Genomic DNA, 19,077 nt, shown 5'->3' on the forward strand with positions numbered 1-19,077 from the left:
TTGTGGACAGGCGCGGAACCGCGGGGATGCAGCCTCGTTCGCTTAATTGCGGGGCCACAATTCTGGGCGTATCGCGCTTCTCGCGGGAGGGTAAAGTCGCGCCAAAAAGTCCCTACTGCGGCATGGCTCCAGATCCCACGGAGCTTCTCTCCCGCTGGAATCTGGATCCCTGGCTGCTGGCGGCGCTTGCCGCGGTCGTACTGCTGCTTGCGGTCCTGATACGGCGCGACCAGCGCGCGGTCGCCGCGCTTGCCGTCGCGCTACTGGTCGTGGCGTTCGTCTCACCTCTGTGTGCGCTCAGCAGTGCGCTATTCTCTGCGCGCACGGTGCATCACGTCCTGCTCGTCGCCTGCGCGGCACCACTCTTCGCCCTGCTGGGGCAGCGCGAACGCGCGATCGCTATCGCCCTGCCTTTCGTCGTTTCGACGATTACGCTGTGGTTCTGGCACATCCCGGCTTTCTACACAGCAGCGCTCGATCATCACGCGCTCTATTGGCTGATGCAGGCCTCGCTCCTCGGCACCGCGATCTGGTTCTGGCGATCGATCTTTTCGGCGCGTGCGGCGCTTCCCGCGGCGATGGTCGCGCTGGCCGCGGCGGTCGGGCAAATGGGGCTGCTCGGGGCGCTGCTCACCTTCGCGCCATCCCCGCTGTACCCGCATCACATGATCCCGCCCCTGGCCTACGGGATCGGCCCGCTCCAGGATCAGCAACTTGCCGGGCTGATCATGTGGGTTCCGGCGATGATCCCCTACGGATTAATCGCCGCGTTGCTCGCGCGCCGCGCCTGGAGTTCCGGCTGGCTGCGGCAAGCCGCATGACCATCGTCATCGCGATCATAAAGGGCGTGCACATCGCGGCCATCGCGCTTTGGGCCGCAGGCCTTATTGCGCTGCCTTTGCTGCTGTCGGAACACAGGCGTGGACATGGGCAGAGCGAATATCAGCGCGTGCGACGGTTCACCCATTATGGCTATACCCATCTGCTCACCCCGGCGGCGGTGATCGCAGTGGCCGCGGGGACCGCCCTGCTGTTTCTGCGCGAAATGTTCGTGCCCTGGATGTTCGCCAAGCTGGTCCTGGTGGGCGCGCTGGTGACGCTGCATGCCTGGATTGGGGGGCTGGTGGTCCGCATGGGCGAACATGCCAACAAGCGCCAGCCGTCACCGGTCATGCCTCTGTTGTTCCTGGCGATAGCGCTTAGCGCCGGTATCCTTTTCATCGTGCTGGCGAAACCCGATTATGTTGTGCTGTTCCCCGAATGGATGACCAGCCCCCGCGATCGTCAATTGCCGGTCGAGGAGGTACCGATTTGGTAATCGAACACCAGTTTGCCGCCGTGCCAGCCCGCAAAGCCGACAAAGAGCGCGGAGAGCATCGACAGCAACAAACCATATGGAAGTACCGCCGTCTCGTAGCCCGTGAGACGATAGCCCCAGTTGGCGCCGAGGATCGACAGCAGCGCCATCGCGATGATGAAGTGCGTCCAGCTAGCGGCGCGCGCGCGGATGCCGGGCACGCTGAGCAGTTCGACCGTGCCCGAAAGGCCCGCGAGGAGGCCCATGAGGAACGCCATGCCGGTGCTCCAAAGCGCCGCGCGCGCCCAGAAGCTGTCGCCCGTCCACCAATAAAAGAGATCTGCTCCCAGCGCGCAGGCGGTCAGGCCGATGGGAAAGGAAACGAGCATCGCGTGCACCGGATGCCCCGCTACCGCGATCTTCGATTCGGCGCGATTGAACGCGGGCCGGGCGCTGATCGGATCGGTAAGCTCGTTTTCACGCTGCTCGGTATTTGGCATCGCCGTACCCCTCGAAATCGAACCGTAGCCTGTCTAACGCCCGGTGCGACGTTTCTTTCAACGGCCTGTTCCGGAGACTATTCGACGCTCGCCCCCGCGGGGCCGGCGGCGGGGGCAATCGCGCCCTTATGGTGGGTGATGCTGGCAGGCGCGGCAGCTATCTTGCTCCTGGTCTGTGCACTGCTGGCGCTGGCATTCCGCCGCCGCCACAGCGACGGAGCGTCGGTGCGTATCTGGATCATCGGCGGCGGCATCTTATTCCCCGCCCTGGTGCTTGTCGCCCTGCTCGGCTTCGGCCTCGTCGTGGGAGAAAGACTGTTACCGCGCGAGGATCCGCGAACCCTTCGCGTCGTTGCCGAGGCGCGCCAATGGGAGTGGAGCTTCACCCAGCCGGGAACCGCGGGTGCAATCCGCACGCGAAATGTGCTGCACATTCCCGCCAATCGACCAATAGATGTCGAGCTTGCCACGCTCGATGTGATCCACGCCTTCTGGGTGCCGAGGCTCGCCGGGAAGATGGACGCAATACCCGGTCGCCGCAATGTGCTGCGCATCGAGGCGAGCCAGCCGGGCGTCTATTATGGGCTGTGCGCCGAGTTTTGCGGAGTCGGCCATTCGCAACACGGCTATCGTGTGGTCGCGCATGACGCCGCCGGCTGGGCGCGCTTCCAGGCAGGCGAAACACAGTGAAGGCACTTCAGCTCCACCGCGCGTTCGAGGCGATCTGGGGAACCCCGCCCGGCTGGCGGGGCACCTTCTCGAGCGTCAATCACAGCACGATGGGCATCCGGCTGATGCTGACGGCCTTCATCTTCTTTCTGATCGGTGGCGTGCTGGCGATGCTGATCCGGGCGCAGCTAGCGACGCCAGGCAGCGCCTTTGCCGGGCCCGAAATCTACAACCAGCTTTTCACGATGCACGGCAGCATCATGATGTTCCTGTTCGCGATCCCGATGTTCGAAGGATTTGCGATCTATATGCTGCCCAAGATGCTGGGCGCGCGCGACCTCGCCTTCCCGCGCCTCACGGCGTACGGTTGGTGGTGCTATCTGTTCGGCGGGTCGATGCTAATCGTGGCGATGTTGCTCGGCATCGCGCCCGATAGCGGCTGGTTCATGTATACGCCGCTGTCGTCGAAGCCCTATTCGCCGGGGATCAATTCCGATTTCTGGCTGCTCGGCATTACGTTCGTCGAGATCTCTGCGATCATCACCGCGGTTGATATCGTCGTGTCGATCCTGAAGCTTCGCGCCCCTGGCATGTCGCTCGACAAGATGCCCTTGTTCGCCTGGTACATGCTGGTGACGGCGATGATGATGCTCATCGGCTTTCCCCCGCTAATCCTCGGCTCGATCCTGCTAGAGCTAGAACGGGCATTCGGCTGGCCCTTCTTCGACGCCGCGCGCGGCGGGGATCCACTACTCTGGCAGCATCTGTTCTGGCTGTTCGGGCACCCGGAGGTGTACATCATCTTCCTGCCCGCCGCGGGGGCGGTTTCGACGATATTGCCGGTGATGGCGCGGACCCGGATCCTTGGATACGGCTGGATCGTCGCCGCGATCCTGGCACTCGGTTTCCTGAGTTTCGGCCTGTGGGTGCATCACATGTTCACCGTCGGCATCCCGCACATGGCGCTCGCCTTCTTCTCGGCGGCATCGACCTTGGTCGCAGTTCCGACCGGAGTGCAGATCTTCGCCTGGCTCGGAACGTTGTGGGCGGGACGGCCGCAGATGAAGCTGCCGATGCTGTACCTGATCGGCTTCTTCGTCACCTTCGTGATGGGCGGTTTGACAGGCGTGATGGTGGCGATGGTCCCGTTCGACTGGCAGGCGCACGACAGCGCCTTCGTCACCGCACATCTCCATTATGTGTTGTTCGGCGGCTTCGTCTTCCCGATGCTCGCCGCCGCCTATTACTGGCTCGGGCATTTCACCGGCCGGCAATATAGCTACACGCTGGGCAAGGCGGCGTTCTGGCTGATCTTTATCGGTTTCCACCTCACCTTCCTCTTGATGCATCTGGTCGGGCTGCTCGGCCAGCCGCGCCGGATCTACACCTATCCGGAAGAGATCGGCTGGACGGCGTATAATCTGCTCTCGTCGATCGGCGGGTTCGTGATGGCGATCGGCATCGCCTTGTTCATCATCGATATCGCGCTGCAGTTCTTCCACGCGCCGCGAACGCGCCGCAATCCGTGGAGGGCGGGCACCCTAGAATGGACGATGATGCTGCCTCCGCCGTCGTACAATATCGCCAGCCTGCCGCATGTCGACGATCGGGAGCCGCTCGAAAAGACGCCCGATCTGGCCCTCGCGCTCGCGCGCGGCGAGGGATATCTCGCCGAGCCGCGCAATGGCTGGCGCGAGACGCTGGCCGTGGAAACGGCGAGCGGGCGTATCGAACATATCGTCGTGCTTCCCGGCAACACGTTCCTGCCGCTTTGGACCGCGCTGGTGACCGGCAGCTTCTTCGTTCTGATGCTCCTGAAGCTCTATTTCTGGGCGCCGCTGCCGCTCGTCATCCTGGCCGTACTGGGCTGGCGCTGGGGGTGGGTGCTGGGGGGCAAACGCGCGTATGGAAAGCTTTCCATCGGGCACGGGATCGAAGTCCCGGTCCATGCCGAAGTGCGTCGATCGCTGGGCTGGTGGGGGAGCGTGTTCCTGCTAAGCGCAAACGGCACCTTATTCGCCTCGCTGCTGTTCGGGCACGCGTTTCTTTGGACCATCGCGCCGAACTGGCCGCCGCCGGCACTGGTGACGCCGTCTATCCCGATAGTGGTCGCGGGGATTCTAGGCGCCGCTATCGCCGCGCTGTTCGCGCGCCCGACGCGCGGCACCGGCATCGCCGGTATCGGCCTGGCGGTCCTGCTCGCCGCACTAATCGCGACGGCTTGGTTTCTAGCACCGTCCCCTCGAGTGCACGCCTATGGCGCAGTGGTGGCCGTGCTGCTCGGCTATGCCACATTGCACCTCACGCTTGCTTTGCTGATCGGCCTATTCGCCGCGTATAGACGGCGCGCGGGCTATGTCGCAGCGACCCGGGGGGCCGAACCGCATATCGCGCGGCTGTGGGCCGACTATGCGATAGCGGTCGGCGCAATCGCCTTGATCTGCACGCATTTGCCGGGCTTGTCGGCATGATCGCGCTGCTGCGGGCAGTGGCCGGCCTGATCGGATGGGCGGCTGCCTTCTCGATGCTTTACGCCGTACAGGGATTTTCCTGCGCACGCGGCTGGGGCGATGAACCGCTCCTCGGGATCAGCGCCGCGCGGCTGCTCCTGATCCTGGTCTACATGGCGTGGGTCGGCGCCCTCGGATGGCTCTGCTGGTATTTCCGTCCGCACACCAATCGAACCGACCTGCTGGCGTCGCTCGCGTTGATAAACGCGGTCATCGGACTGGTAAGCACGGTCTATACCGGCATGCCGGTATTGGCCACGACGACCTGCGTTTAGGGCCCGTTGACCCCGCTGCTATCGTGGGACAGCCGTCGGAGACACCCGCCAGACCGTGTTCGACAAGTCATCGGCGATGTAGAGCGCCTTCTTCTGAGGGTCGAATGTGACGCCGACAGGCCTGCCGCGTGCCTTGCCATCAACCAGAAAGCCGGTGACAAAGTCTCGCTGGGGGCCGGCAGGCCGACCGCTTGCAAACGGCACGAAGCTGACCTTGTATCCCGATGGGTCGGGGCGGTTCCAGCTGCCATGCTGGCCGACGAACGCGCCATCGCCATAGCCGGCTTTGAATTGCCCGTTTCGGACGAAGGTGAGCCCGAGCGCCGCTACATGCGCGCCCAGCGCATAATCGGGCGCGATCGAACGGGCGACCATATCGGGTCGGGCCGGCCGGACGCGCGGATCGACATTCTTGCCCCAATATGCCCAGGGCCAGCCATAAAAGGCGCCAGGCTGGACCGAAGTCAGGTAATCGGGGACAAGGTGCGGGCCGATTTCGTCGCGCTCGTTGGCTACCGCCCAGACACCGTTAGTCCAGGGATTGATCGCCAGCGCAGTGGGATTACGGATGCCGCTGGCATAGGTGCGTCGCGCGCCGGTCGCCCGGTCGATCTCCCAGATAACCGCGCGCTGTTCCTCGATTTCGAGTCCGCGCTCGCCGACATTGCTGTTCGAGCCGATGCCGACATAGAGTTTGGTGCCGTCCAGACTAGCAGTGAGCGACTTAGTCCAGTGGTGATTGACCTGCGACGGCAGCTTGGTCACCTCGACCCCCGCCGAACGCGGCACCGCCGTTTGGCCATTGCGGTAGGGGAAACGCAGCAGCGCATCCTGATTGGCGACATAGATCTGCCCGTCGACGAAGGCGAGACCGTACGGCGCGTCCAGACCGTCTATGAACACGGTGCGCACCTCCGCGCGACCATCGCCATCGGCGTCGCGCACCAGCGTCAGCCGGTTGCCGCTCTCAACGGTCGTATTGCCGAGCGCCTTGATATAGCCAGCGATTACATCCTTCGGGCGGAGCTTCGGGGCGTGGCCGCCGCGCCCCTCCGCGATGAGCAGGTCGCCATTGGGAAGCACCAGCATCTGACGCGGGATACGCAGATCGGTCGCGAGCGGGACGATCGTGAACCCTTCGGGAACGGTCGGCAACGCACCCTCCCAGCCCCGTGGCGATGCGACCTTGATCGTGGGAACCAACTGTTGCTGGACAGCGGGCAATTCAGGATTGGGGCCGGTGTCGCGTACCTCGGTGGCACCCCCGCAGGCGGCCAACGAAAGTGATAGAGCGGCGATGCCGGACTGGCGCAACGCGGTCATACCCTTGCCCCCGCTGCGAGCCGGGCATGGGCGACCCACCCCGCCGCAAGTGCAAGGGCGCTGCACAGCGCCGAGAGCAGCACGCCCGTGGTACCCACAGAACTCCACGCATCCTGGCTATGCTTGAAGGCGTTGATCAACCCCAACACCCACATTGCCGTGACCAAGCCGAGATATAGGCTGAGCGGACGGCGCGTCGAGGAGCGATCACTGCGGATTCGCATCAGGATCGCCCAGACCACGACCGGCGCGCCAAAGATCAGTGCACCCGTGATCGCCCACTGCGAAAGGTTGGACCATTGGATCTCGCTGCTGTTCAAATATGTGATGTCCGACGCAAATGCCGAAGGGAACAGTGCAATCGGAAATGCCAGCAAGATGGCATGAATAGGGTGCAAGTGCGGACCAACCGCCGGCGCAGATGACATCGGGCTCTCCGTTCGCCCGCCCGGAAAGGACCGACCTCGATAATGGGATAATGAGCAAGAGCAGGGATGGTTGCACCCCCGCGGGTCGGAACCGACGCAAGGCACGGCTCCGGTCAAGGCGATCGCCGCCAGTTCGAGCGGATTCCCGCGAAGCAACCTGCACGTCGATCCGGATTTCGTGGAAAGCTGTGGGCGGACCACCCCACTGTTACGGCAAACCGTTGCCAGGCCGACAGTTTAGATACGCAGAGCGCCGATAAGCTATTGACCTGCTTGAGACCCTCCTGCCGGGTCCGCCCGGTCATTCGGCGGAACAGCGGCGGTGGATTGCCGCTTGACGATCATGTGCGCGAGCACGCGATCGGGCCGCGATTCGAGTGGGTGCTGAGTGGATGCGATTTCTGCGATTAGAAAGCGGAGCGCCTCCGACGCCAATTTGCGAACAGGTTGATGGACCGTCGTCAGCGGCGGCCAAAGCATCACCGCCGCCGGGGTATCGTCGAAGCCCACGACGGTCAGGGCTTGCGGCACCTCGATCTGTCGCCGGTGCGCGACCGAGACGACGGCGGCCGCCATGTCGTCGTTGCTGGCGAAAATCGCCGACGGCATCGGGTCGGCATCTAGCAATTGTTCGGCTGCAGTCAGCCCAGAGGCAAAGCTGAAGTCCCCCTGCGCGACCGCGGTGCGGACCTCCACCACTTCTTGCACCGCTGCCTGAAAGCCCGCGAGTCTCTCTGCGCTGGCAACCTGGTCCTGGTTGCCGGTAACGAATCCCAGGCGTCTATGCCCCAGCTCTATCAGGTGCCGTGTCATCTCATAGGCGGCGCGGCGATCGTCGATGCGGACGCAGATGGCGTTCTCCACGGCGTGCGCGCCGACCGCGGCGATCGGCAGCCCCGTTTCGCCGAGTAACTCGATCATGGCGGGTGACTCGCCCAGCGGCGGTGTCACGATGAATCCCGCGACCCCGGATGCGGCAAATTCTCTTAACCGTGCCTCCGGCGGCGGCTTCCCGCCCTCGCCTCGCAGCAGGACGAGGCGAACCCCCCTGGCCGACGCCTCCTCGAATACGCCGATCAGGAAGTCGCTCATGAACGCCGCGCTGGCATTGGAATAGATCACGCCGATCTTGGGCTCCGCTGCGGTCACAAGGCTGCGCGCGGCGACATTGGGCGTGTAGTCGAGCGCGCTTATAGCGGCCTGGACGGCGGCGCGGGTTTCCGCTCCCACACCATATTGACCATTTATCACGCGCGACACGGTCATCGAAGACACGCCGACCCTCGCTGCGACGTCCTTTATCGTGGCGCTGCGCGGGCGCCGGCTCATATCCTTAGCTCTACTTCGATCCATGCGGCGCTCTTCACCTGGTCCGTTTCACCCCGCACAGATGGCAACACCGGATTTGCCGGGCAAGCAGACGATATCAAGTCAGAGCCTTGAAACGGGAGCTCAGCGCAGCGCAAGTCCATACAGAGCCTGGTGCGTCAGAATGTACAGGGTCTCGCGTTCCTTGCCGCCGATGACGAGCTGGAGCGGACGATCAGGCACATCGATCCTGCCGACTTCGCGGCCATCCCGACCATAGACGAATATCTGCCCGTTCGCGACGAACACCCGGCCCTTGCGGTCGGTCGTCACGCTTTCACCCCCGCGATCGGCAAAAAGCTCGAGTTTCGTAAGCTCGCCACCTGCACCGACAAGGGCGGAATAGGTTCGGTTTTCCGATCCATTGGTCAGGAAAACGCGCTCGCCAGGCCTGGCCTGGATGAAGCCATAGCTGTCCAGCGAATCCGAGAAGCGCAGGCCGCGGTGATCCGGCGGCCCCTGTTGAAACACGCGCGACGCGGGGAGTCGAACGCTGCCGTCCGGCGAGACATATTCCTGCGTCTTCGGCACGGCGACGTCGCGCGCGAACATCTCGGCCAGCGTTGTGAACCGATAGGTTTCGGGATCGAGCTGGTCACGGAATTCGCCATTGTTCCACCAGTTGACCGGCAGCACTATCGCCGCCTCGGGCCGAGCGATCACGGGCGTTGCCGGGATCACTGTCAGTTGGTGGTCGGGCGCATCCGGCTTCAGGCTATAGACCGTGCCGTTTCGCCCAAGCGAGGAGAGCACCAGCAGGTTGCCCGATCGGTCCACCGTCAGGTTGACCGGATCGAGCGCAGCATCGCGCACGATCTCGAGGCCGCCGACGTCCGACCAGCGCCAGATGCGCCGAAAGAAGCGATCGACAAAATAGAGCCTCCCCTGCCCGTCCGCCGCCGCTCCGCCCAGCGAGTGGAAGCCCTCGCCAAGCTTTTCGAGCTTTACCCCGTCGAGGGTCGAAGGCTTTATCGGCTCGGGCCGCGCAGGCACGTCGAGCACGGCGAACTGGCGTTCGCGCACGTCGATCCCGTGCGTCACATGGCGTATCGCATTGTCGAAGGGAAACTTTGTCAGCCGCAGGAAGGTCGCGCAGCCATTCTCGTCGCAGGTACCGAGGCCACTTTCGCCATTTACGTGCATGTTGCGGAAGCGGATATCGTGCGAATTGTAGAGCGTGACCGCGGCGGGCGCAGGCTTGCGCGTTCGCGTGACGCGGTAGCCGTGGAAATTGGCGACGAGGATATTGCGCGAGTTTCGGATCTCCAGCGCGACGGCGTCGCCGCTTTCGCCGGCTTCCCCCTCGGTCTGTGCCGCGAGCAATTCCCAATTGGCGACTCGGTTGAGCCCGATCTCGGTGCGGACATGATGCTCGACCGATGCCTGGATGATCCGCCCGGGCGTCTCGGTGTCCGAAATGAGAATGCCGGGATGGGCGAAGGTGCTCGGGCTCCAGATGTTGGCGAAGGTGCCCCCGCCGCCCGCAGTCACCCACAGGCTGGCATATTGGCCGTCCCAGCGCCGTGCCGCGTCGGGATCGGCAGTCGCGTTGTTGTTGTAGGGAAGGACCCGGCTGCCGTCGGAGCGATTGGTGCCGTGGCCGCCTTGGAACTTCACGTCGTTGACCATCGAGTTCGCGCCGGCCATCCATAGCAAGGCAGTGGCGCGGGGGTTGGCGCCGTTGGTGTCGAGGCCGAGCCCCGCCACGATCGCATCGCCGCCGCGGGCGCTTTCGACCAGGGCCTTGGGCGCGCCGACGCCTTGATAGCCGGGGGCACCGTCGGGCAGCACGATCTGGGTCAGGCTGGGGTGCAGCCCGAGCAGCACCGTGTCGGGGCGCAGCCGCAGCGTGTCGCTGACGCGGTAGAAGCCGGTGGGCAGATAGACGACGCGATGCGTATCGATCGCCTTCTGGATCGCTGCAGTATCGTCGCTTTTGTCGTCGCCCTTGGCGCCCATCCGCCGGACGCTCACCCAATCGGACACCGGCGGCAGCGGCCGGATCGCCGGCGCCGAGCGCGCGGGCAGCGCCGCGATTGCTTCGGCCTGCATATGGGTCTTGAATGTGCCCATCCGCCCCATGGCGGGCAAGGTCAGTCCATGGCTGAACGACGCGACCCTATAGGCAGGCGCGAGGCCCTTCACGATCTTTCCGCTGTCGCGGAAGCGCGCGAAGACCGGCGTGTTGGCGGCGACCACGTTCTGGAAGCCCACCTGGGTGTAGACATTGTTCTCGTTGGAGATGACGACGGCCGCCTTCGAGACATTCTCGAAGCGCACATCCTGGCCCCACAGCCAATCGCCATAACCGCGATCGATCTCGATCCCGACGGGCACGTTGCGGAAGGCGACGTTGACCAGCGTCAGCCCCGCCTCATGCTCGCGGATCGCCGCGTCGCGCTGCCCTTCAAAGGTCGAATCGACCAGGGCGAAGGGCCAGGCGGGCGAAGTCTTCTCGGCGAGGATGCCGTATCGACCGCCGCTGAAATGCAGGTCCTCGGCTTCGTTGGCGACGTGGTAGAGGCCGGCCAGACCCGAGCCGATGTCGAACCGGGCATGGCTGACGAAGCTGTGCTGGGCGGCATGGAAGCGGATCGCGGTCGCCGCCGCATTGCCGTCGAGGATGCGGAAGTCGATATTGCCGAGCGCGGAATAGAAGGTGCCCGGATTGGCATCGGGCACCTCCTTGTTAAACGGCACGCTGCCCGGCGGCGGGAAGGCGACCGGACCGCGGGGCGCCGGCGCGCTTCCGGAGCGCGATGGAGGCCCGCTGCCGGGCCGCGCGCCGGCGAAGATCAGCATATGCGCGACGCCGCGCTGGAAGCCGGGCGTATTTGCGCCGAGTAGGATGACGGGCCGCCTTGCGCCCACGCCGAAGATGCGCACCCCCGGCCATAGATAGAGCGTGCGGGTGATCCGCCAATTGCCTGCGGGCAGGAAGACGATGCCGCCGCCACCCTTGTCCGCCGCCTTGTCGATCGCCTGCTGGAGCGCAACGCTGTCGTCCGCTTTGCCATCGCCGACGCCGGACACCCTGATCGCGCCGGGCTCATCAGGCTGGCTGATATATACCGACTGCGCCGCGGCCGGCTGGAACGCGAAGAGCGCCAGCAATGCCACGCACGCTCCGATCAGTCGCTGGGACATGACGCAATTGCTCCAGAACGAAAAAGGGTCCCGGCCTTTCGGCCGGGACGAGTCTTCAGGGGACGTGGGTGAAGATCAGAAATTGAAGCGGAAACCGGCACGATAGGTTCGCCCGATCGTATCGTAGAGCGCCGGATTCACATCGAGGCCGGTATTGGTCTGCGGCGATGGATCGGGATCATGATCAAACAGATTGTCGACCTTGAAATAGAGTTTGACCGCCGAGGTCACGTTGTAGGAGCCGCCGACATCGACATAGAAGGCGCCCTTCATGAAGTTACGGTCGATGGTGGGGTGGTTTCCGGTGGAGGCCGGACAGCCCGAACTGCAGACGACATATTGGTTGCCGATCACGCCGTCGGAGAACCAGCGCTCCTGGACGGTCAGCGCGAAACTGTCATTCTCGTAGCTCTGGATCGCCAGCCACTTCCAGTCGGGGGTGTTGCCGCTATTCGCCCCCGCCTGGTCGACGCGATCGACCCCGGCGATACCCGCATCGACCAGGAATTCGCGGATATGCGTGCCGAGCGCGCGCAGCGTGAAGCTGCCCGGCAGTCCCAGCGGCCTGGTCCAGCGATAGCTCGCTTCGATGTCGAACCCGCTGGTTTTCCATGAGGCGAGGTTGAACGGCTGGACATTGATGAAATTGCCGCCCTGCACCGGGCTGTTCAGCACGAAGCCGCCGCAAAAGGCCTGGTTACCCTCGAAACAGAAGCGGACGATCTGATCCGCGGACAAAGTCGAAACCACGCTGTCCAGCTTGATGCTGTAATAGTCGAACGACAGGCTCAGCCCGGGCAACCAGGAAGGATTGGCGAGCGCCGCGCCGATTTCGGTATTGCGCGCGATTTCCGGTCTTAGATTCGGGTTGCCGATCGTGTTCTGGAATGCCTGCACCGCGCCGGCGGGCGGAAAGGGATTGGCGAAGCTCGGCAGCGTCGTCACCGTGGGCGCGGCGAACAGCTCCGAGAGATTGGGCGCGCGCACGTCGCGCGAGGTCACCGCCCGCAGCCGGAACCCGTCGAGCGGAGTCTCCCAGGTGCCGCCGATCTTCCACGCCCAGACGGTGCCCGACGTGCTGTAATGCGTGACGCGGGCGGCGCCGTTAAAGTTCGCGCGGCCCGCGCCGCCGCCGTCGAACAGCGGCAGATTGAATTCAGCCGAGCCTTCATAGACGTCGTAGGCACCTTGCCCGTTCTTGTAGTTGCCGGCCGCCCAGTTGCTGCCCAAGGGGGCGTTGAGCAGCGGATCCGCCGGGTAGGCCTCGCTGTTCGGGCTCAGCGTGCTGACGCCTGCGCCATAGGGATCGCCGTTCACGCGATAATATTCGTGGCGATATTCCCCGCCGAACGCCAGCGAGAGCGGCCCCGCCCACAGGTCGAGCAGATTGCCCGAGAAATTGACGCTGGCGACGTCCTGAGTAAGCTTGGTGTGCTGGAACGGCCCGTTCTGGGGCATGACGTAGGCGAGCGCGGCGGTCGATGGAGCGGCGCCGCCGAAAACGTTGATCGGCTGGCATCCCGCTGCGCGCGCTCCCACATCGGCGCAGACGATGGCGCCGTTCAGGGTGATCGCGTTGGTCGCGGCGACATAGCGATTTTGCAGGACGATATTGTTGACGTCGATATCGGAAATGGTCGTGCCGTGCGCATAATAAGCGTCGTAGTTCCAATCGCCCCCGCCGACGCCGAACTGGCCTTTCAGCCCCGCGACGAAGCGATACTGGCGTCGGTCGGTGTAGACCCGCGTATCGGGCAGCGATCCGTTGCTCGAGCCGAAGTTGAAGCTGGTGATCCCAGCCGTCGCGCAGCGATCTCGCACCAGTTGCGGCAGATACGGATTGGCGCATTGGACCGTCAGATTGGGCCGGTTATAGCCCGGGCTCGGCTGGTTGTTGGTCTTCACCTGCGCCACGCCTACGGTCAGGTAGATTTCGTTGTTGGGCGCGAAATCGTAGCCGATCCGACCGAAACCGTTGACCCGCTGAAGCGCCGAGACCAGCGACGCGCCCGAGCCGGGTGCGCCCGTCAGATCGCCGCCGACGCAAAAGCTGTTGCCGGGATAGCAATTGGAAACGCGGCCATTGCCCAGCGGGGCGCCGCCCGAGCCGTAGTTGAAGTTGTAGGGCGCACCGTTCACGTCGAAGGCAATGCCTTGCAGCGGGCCGTTGTTGATCAGTCCGTAGCGGGCATATTGATAAGGCTGCGCATAATCGCTGTAGACGAACTGCGGCAGGCCGTTGTTGGTCTGGCCGGTGTTCAGCAAGGTGGTGGCGCGGTACCAGTCGCGCTTGCCGGCCAGATCGACGCCGAAATCACCGGGGCCGACGCCCTCATCATGGGCATATTCGCCGCTCACCACGAGGTGCACCTTGTCGTCGAACAAGGCGGTTCCCCACGCGGCCTGGGCGAGGATCTGCTCGTTGTCGCCATAGGTGGTGACGCCACCCAGGACATTGCCCTTGAAACCCTTGAAGCGCGTATCGGTGATGAAGTTGACGACACCGCCGACCGCGTCCGAGCCGTAGGTGGCCGAAGCGCCGCCGTTGACCACGTCGACACGCTTGACCAGCAATTGCGGAAACAGGCTGATGTCGGGCACGCCCGTGACGTTAGCGCCGACGACGCGCTGGCCATCGAGCAGCGTGAGCGTCCGGATCGCGCCTAGGCCCCGCAGCGAGAAGGAGCTCAACCCCTGCTGTCCGCTCGACGTGCTGAAGGTGCCGGTCGATGTGCCGGTCGAGCCCTGCAGCGACGGTAGCTGCGCGATCGTGTTGAAGATGTTGGGCTGCGCATTGGCGGCGATCTGCTCTTCGCCGATCACCGTGGTCGGGGTCGGCGCGGTGAAGCCGCTGGCGACGATGCGCGAGCCGGTGACGATGATATCGCGCTCGCGCTCCTGGCTTGAATCGGGCGTCGGTTCGATCTGCGCTGCCGGTTCCGCCTCCTGAGCCGCCGGGGCGGTCTGTGCGTGCGCAGTGCCAGCGATTGCCATGGCGACGAGCGCGGTCAGGCTTACGCCGCAACGCTGCTGACGGAGTGCGAAAATCCCCTTCATCGGTCTATCCCTCCCTAGAATTTTGTCGGTCTTGTTTTGAGGCGACGTCGCCCTTGCCCATCTCGGCCGCCGCTGAAGACTATCTCCCGCCTTTCCCCGCCGCACGTACGACATAGGTCGTAGCAAGCTGCTCAGGGCCGGGCGGCGTAGAGCGCATGATGCGTGAGGATGAACAGCGTCCGCCGGTCGGGCCCGCCGAACAGGATCTGCAGCGGCCGCTCGGGCACGTCGATCCGTCCCACTTCCTGGCCGTCGGCGGCGTAGACGAACACTTGCCCGTTCGCGACATAGATGCGGCCCTGGCCATCGACCGCGACGCTCTCGCCGCCGCGATTCGCGAACGGCTTGAGGTCGGTCAGTGTCCCCCCGGCTCCGATCGCGCCGCTATAGGTGACGTTCTCGGACCCGTTGGTGACGAAGAGCCGCTCGCCCGGACGGCCACCGACCAGCCCATTGGCGTTGAGGCCGTTCGACCAGCGCCACCCGACATGGTCGATCGGCCCCTGTTGCCAGACGCGGAACGCCGGGAGCGCGAGGCTCCCGTCGGGCGAGACATATTCCCGCGGCTTGGGCGTGCCGACGTCGCGCGCGAACATCTCCGCGAGCGTGGTGAACTGATAGCTTTGGTGATCGAGCTGGTCGCGAAACTCGCCATTGTTCCACCAATTGACCGGCAGAAGAGTCGTACGCCTGGCATCGCTGCGCACAGGAGTCGGTTCGATCCGCTTCAGACGATCGGGCGGGCCATCGGGATCGATCGAATATACCGCGCCCTTGGGTCCGAGCGACGAGAGCACGAGCAAATGGCCCGATGCGTCGACCGCCAGGTTGACCGGATCGAGCGCCTGATCGCGGACGACCTCCAGCCCCTTGGCCTCGCTCCAGCGATGGATGCGCTGGAAGCGGCGGTCGACGAAGTATAGCGCGCCCCTCGCATCCACCGTCGCGCCCGAGATCGACCAGAAGCCGTCCGCAACCTTCTCGACGCTCGCCATGCTCGGCGCCGGAGCGGCGATGCTGCGATCCGCCGGGCCGATGTCGAGCTTCGCGAATTCGCGTTCGCGGACCAGCAGCTTGCGCGAGACATCCTCGATCGCATTGTCGAACGGATATTTGCTGGCGCGCAGGAAGGTCCCGCAGCCCTCGTCGTCGCAGCTGGCATAGCCGCTCTCGGCGTTTACGTGGACGTTGCGGAAGCGGATGTCGCTCGAATTGTAGAGCTTCACGGCGCTGCGTTGCGGGGCGTAGCTGCGGGTCACGCGATAGCCGTGATAATTGGCGAACAGCAGGTCGCGCGAGTTGCGGATCTCGAGTCCCACAGCATTCGGTCCGTCGCTGACCTCCTGCTCGGTCTGGGGCGCGAGGAACTCCCAGTTTCGGACATTGTCGAGCACGAATTCGTTGCGGGCATGATGCTCGACCGACATCTCGTAGACATGGCCGGGCGTGCTGGTGTTGGTCACCGTGAACCCTGCAGCCGCGAAGGTGTTGGGGCTCCATATATTGGCGAAGGTCCCCCCGCCGCCGTCGGTCACCCAGATGCTTGGATATTGCGCGTCCATCCGCCCGTCGGTCACCGGATCGCCGCTGCGGGCGGACAAGCTGCCGAGCGGCTTGCCGTCCGGGGTGGGGGTGCCACCGCCGCCCATGATCTTGACGTCCTCGACCAGGCTATCCTCGCCCGAGCGCCATAGCAGGTTGGCGGCGCGCGGATTCACCCGGCCGGTGAACAGCCCGAGCCCGGAGAGGATATTGTCCCCGCCCCGCGGCGTCGCGAGGATCGGCAGCACCGCGCCCAAGCCGGCGTGGCGGGGATTGTTGTCGGGGATGTAGAGCTGGGTGAGCGCTGGATGCAGCCCGATCAGGACGGTGTCGGGCCGCAATTGGAGGCCGTCCGTCACCTTGTAGAAGCCGGCCGGGAAATAGAGGACGCGCCGGGTGTCGATCGCACGCTGGATCGCCGCGGTGTCGTCCGCCTCGCCATCGCCGACCACGCCCCGCGTGCGGACATTCACCCAGTCCGCCATCCTCGGCAGGTCGCGGATCGCCGGCTTGCGCCGCTTCGGCATGCGCGGCAGCGGCTGGATGTCGGCCTCGGTTGCATAAGCGCCGCTATGCCCCAGTTCGGGCACGGCCAGTCCGTAGCTGAACGAGGCGACCTTATAGACCCTGCCCTTGCCTGCGATGGTCCGCTTGCTCTCGCGGAACCGCGCGAACACCGGCGTGTCCACCGCGAGCGCATTTTCGAAGCCGATCTGGGTGAAGACCCTATCCTCGTTCGAGACAAGCACCGCGGCGCTGCCGACCTTCTCGAAGCGGACATCCTTCCCCCACAGCGAATCGCTGTAGCCGCGATCGATCTCGATCCCGACCGGCGTATCGCGGATCGCGACGTTGACCATCGTGAGCCGCGCCTCATGCTCGCGGATGGCGGCGTCGCGCTGCCCCTCGAAGGTCGAATCGAGCAAGGTGAACTGCCAGGCGGGCGAGGTCTTTTCGGTGACGATGCCATAGCGGCCCCCCTTGAAATGGACGTTCTCCAGGACGTTGCCGGCCTGGTACACGCCGGCGAAGGCCGAGCCGAGGCGGAACTCCATATGGCTGAGGAAGGCGTGCTGGGCCATGCGGAAGCGCACTCCTGCCGCGGCCGGATTGCCCTCGCCAATCTCGATGTCGATATTGCTCATCGACGAGTAGAAGGTGCCCGAATGCGCGTCGCGGACGATCCTGTCGCGTGGCACGATCGTCGGCACGGGCACGGGTACCGCGCCGGGCTGATATTGCGGATCGCCGCCGAACACGATCATCGTCGAAACGCCTTGCTGGAAACCGGGGGTGTCGGCGCCGAGGCGAATGACCGGACGGGTCGCGCCGACGCCGTAGACGCGCACGCCCGGCGGCACGATCAGGGTTCGGGTAATGCGATAGGTGCCCGAAGGCAGGAAGACGAGGCCGTGCCCGGTCTTGCCGCGGGCGCGGTCGAACGCCTGCTGCAGCGCGTCGCCGTCGTCGGCGACGCCGTCGCCCTTGGCGCTCACCATCACGGCCTGGGGTTCGGCAGGCGCCGTAGGGAAAACCGACCTGCCCTGCGCCGCCGCGGACGTCGGCATCATAAGGGTCGCTGCAAGGAAGGCGATCAAAATGCCACGCACGCTCGGTCCTCCGCTTCGTCGTTCCTCCGCTGGCTAGCCCGGTCGCCAAGGCATCGCATCTGCGACCAAGGTCGTAGTTTCCAACGCATCGCTGCGGATCCAGAAACCGCTAGGCACCGATGACGGTGGAAGCTGCCTGGCACGACCAGCCTTGAAGGAGCGTCGATTGCCGCTTTCCACGCGCGCCACCCCGCTTTTTGCCGTGATCGTCATGGGCGTGAGCGGATGCGGCAAATCGACGCTGGGCGCACTCCTCGCGGACGCGCTGCAGTGCCGATTCCTCGAGGGTGACGACTATCATTCGAACGCGGCGATCGAGAAGATGCGCGGCGGAGAGCCGCTAGACGACGCGGACCGCTGGCCCTGGATCGATCGGCTCGGCGACGCGACATCGCGCGCCGTTGCCGAAAAAGGCGTCGCGGTTACCGCCTGCTCGGCGCTGCGCCGCAGCTACCGCGATCGCCTGCGCGCGACGATCCGCTATCCAGTGCGCCTGATTCTGCTGGAGAATAGCCGCCAGCGCCTGATCGAGCGCCTGTCCACGCGCAGCGGGCATTTCATGCCGCTCGGACTGCTCGACAGCCAGCTCGCCACACTCGAGCGACCGCTTGCCGACGAGGATGCGCTCCGCCTCGTCAGCGAGGAGCCGGCCATGCGGTTGCGCGATCGCGCGCTTGCGGAACTGCCTCGGCCCCAGCGCCCTGAATAAGGCCCTGCGCGGTGAAACGCGCGACAAAATCTGTTGGACAGGTTTCTGACGTGCAATCGCCGAGATCGCCGAAAACCTCCCTTTCGGGGCATCGAGTGGACATATCCGAGAAATATCACTTGAAACTGTCCGACAAGTTCGCTTATGTTAGCGTTAACGTATCCGCCACGACGGATCGACAGATGGGGAGGCAAGGATGCTCGGCGCGACCGATTTGCATGGCGATCTCGGCCGTCCGGAGTTTGGAACTCCGGACATTTCTCCACCCTTGCCGCACCTCACCCCGACCCAGCTCGAAGTGTTGCGCTGCGTGCGGTGCGGCCTGCTGAACAAGCAGATCGCCTATCAACTCGGCATAGCCGAAGCGACGGTGAAGGTTCACATGACCGCCGTGATGCGCAAGCTGAACGTCCGCAATCGCACGCAGGCCGCGATCGCGGCCGGGCAACTCCAGCTGGTCGCCTGAGGCGAACGGAGCAACTTTCGCCGGCTGCCTTTAGCGGGCATCCTGGCTCAGTTGGAACATCCGCTAACGAGTCGAGCAGCTGCCCGACTTCCGTCACGCGGCCGAATTCATAGGGGCGAAACGTGCACGATCATCCGACTTCTGCCGGGGCGCCATCAATAACGCGGGAGGGCGAA

Annotated in this window: 14 protein-coding genes; 7 read left to right on the plus strand and 7 right to left on the minus strand. The window is 64.7% G+C overall.

Annotated elements, in window-relative coordinates; translation table 11 throughout:
- The first annotated feature begins 122 nt into the window (after positions 1-122).
- Positions 123-821 (plus strand): cytochrome c oxidase assembly protein, encoded by a 699-nt coding sequence (locus OKW87_RS04260; protein ID WP_265542567.1) that lies wholly within the window; start codon positions 123-125, stop codon positions 819-821.
- A complete protein-coding gene (locus OKW87_RS04265; RefSeq protein WP_265542569.1) occupies positions 818-1,318 on the plus strand; it encodes a CopD family protein in 501 nt (166 codons plus the stop codon). Before OKW87_RS04260 ends, OKW87_RS04265 begins: the two co-directional genes overlap by 4 nt.
- On the opposite strand, the gene OKW87_RS04270 is transcribed toward OKW87_RS04265, so the two are convergent.
- Complete coding sequence (locus OKW87_RS04270; RefSeq protein ID WP_265542570.1) at positions 1,285-1,797, minus strand: DUF2231 domain-containing protein; 513 nt, start codon at positions 1,795-1,797, stop codon at positions 1,285-1,287. The genes OKW87_RS04265 and OKW87_RS04270 overlap by 34 nt on opposite strands.
- Here OKW87_RS04270 and coxB point away from each other — a divergent pair.
- From coxB to OKW87_RS04285, 3 genes are read left to right on the plus strand one after another with little or no spacing between them, the layout of a single operon-like run.
- Positions 1,699-2,487 carry a cytochrome c oxidase subunit II gene (coxB, locus tag OKW87_RS04275; protein WP_265542573.1) on the plus strand — a complete coding sequence of 263 codons (789 nt, stop codon included), beginning with the start codon at positions 1,699-1,701 and terminating at the stop codon, positions 2,485-2,487. The genes OKW87_RS04270 and coxB overlap by 99 nt on opposite strands.
- Positions 2,484-4,937: a cytochrome c oxidase subunit I gene (ctaD, locus tag OKW87_RS04280; protein ID WP_265542575.1), complete on the plus strand. Its 2,454-nt coding sequence runs from the start codon at positions 2,484-2,486 to the stop codon at positions 4,935-4,937. Before coxB ends, ctaD begins: the two co-directional genes overlap by 4 nt.
- On the plus strand, positions 4,934-5,251 hold the full coding sequence (locus tag OKW87_RS04285) for a hypothetical protein (protein WP_265542577.1): 318 nt from the start codon (positions 4,934-4,936) through the stop codon (positions 5,249-5,251). Before ctaD ends, OKW87_RS04285 begins: the two co-directional genes overlap by 4 nt.
- A gap of 18 nt (positions 5,252-5,269) precedes the next feature.
- Here the strand turns inward: OKW87_RS04285 and OKW87_RS04290 are convergent, their stop codons facing one another.
- The 6 genes from OKW87_RS04290 to OKW87_RS04315 all read right to left on the minus strand — a co-directional run bounded on the left by OKW87_RS04290 (position 5,270) and on the right by OKW87_RS04315 (position 17,684).
- Entirely contained in the window at positions 5,270-6,574 is a 1,305-nt protein-coding gene (locus OKW87_RS04290) for a PQQ-dependent sugar dehydrogenase (protein ID WP_265542579.1), read from the minus strand.
- A complete protein-coding gene (locus tag OKW87_RS04295; protein ID WP_322740332.1) occupies positions 6,571-7,002 on the minus strand; it encodes a DUF2231 domain-containing protein in 432 nt (143 codons plus the stop codon). Before OKW87_RS04295 ends, OKW87_RS04290 begins: the two co-directional genes overlap by 4 nt.
- A 261-nt stretch (positions 7,003-7,263) precedes the next feature.
- The gene (locus OKW87_RS04300) at positions 7,264-8,355 is read right to left on the minus strand and encodes a LacI family DNA-binding transcriptional regulator (protein WP_322740333.1); all 1,092 of its coding nucleotides are present in this window, start codon (positions 8,353-8,355) and stop codon (positions 7,264-7,266) included.
- A gap of 99 nt (positions 8,356-8,454) precedes the next feature.
- Positions 8,455-11,517 carry a glycosyl hydrolase family 28-related protein gene (locus OKW87_RS04305; protein ID WP_265542585.1) on the minus strand — a complete coding sequence of 1,021 codons (3,063 nt, stop codon included), beginning with the start codon at positions 11,515-11,517 and terminating at the stop codon, positions 8,455-8,457.
- Between the two features lie 75 nt (positions 11,518-11,592).
- Positions 11,593-14,574, minus strand: a complete 2,982-nt coding sequence (locus OKW87_RS04310; protein ID WP_265542587.1) for a TonB-dependent receptor domain-containing protein — start codon at positions 14,572-14,574, stop codon at positions 11,593-11,595.
- A gap of 131 nt (positions 14,575-14,705) precedes the next feature.
- Positions 14,706-17,684, minus strand: coding sequence for a glycosyl hydrolase family 28-related protein (locus OKW87_RS04315; protein WP_265542588.1), 2,979 nt, complete (start codon positions 17,682-17,684; stop codon positions 14,706-14,708).
- Between the two features lie 253 nt (positions 17,685-17,937).
- Here OKW87_RS04315 and OKW87_RS04320 point away from each other — a divergent pair, with 253 nt between their 5' ends.
- Both OKW87_RS04320 and OKW87_RS04325 read left to right on the plus strand, forming a co-directional pair.
- Complete coding sequence (locus OKW87_RS04320; protein ID WP_265543994.1) at positions 17,938-18,435, plus strand: gluconokinase; 498 nt, start codon at positions 17,938-17,940, stop codon at positions 18,433-18,435.
- Between the two features lie 196 nt (positions 18,436-18,631).
- Positions 18,632-18,901 (plus strand): helix-turn-helix domain-containing protein, encoded by a 270-nt coding sequence (locus OKW87_RS04325; RefSeq protein WP_265542589.1) that lies wholly within the window; start codon positions 18,632-18,634, stop codon positions 18,899-18,901.
- Positions 18,902-19,077 lie beyond the last annotated feature (176 nt).

The sequence above is a fragment of the Sphingomonas sp. M1-B02 genome, assembly GCF_026167525.1.
In the GTDB taxonomy this organism is placed as follows: domain Bacteria; phylum Pseudomonadota; class Alphaproteobacteria; order Sphingomonadales; family Sphingomonadaceae; genus Sphingomonas.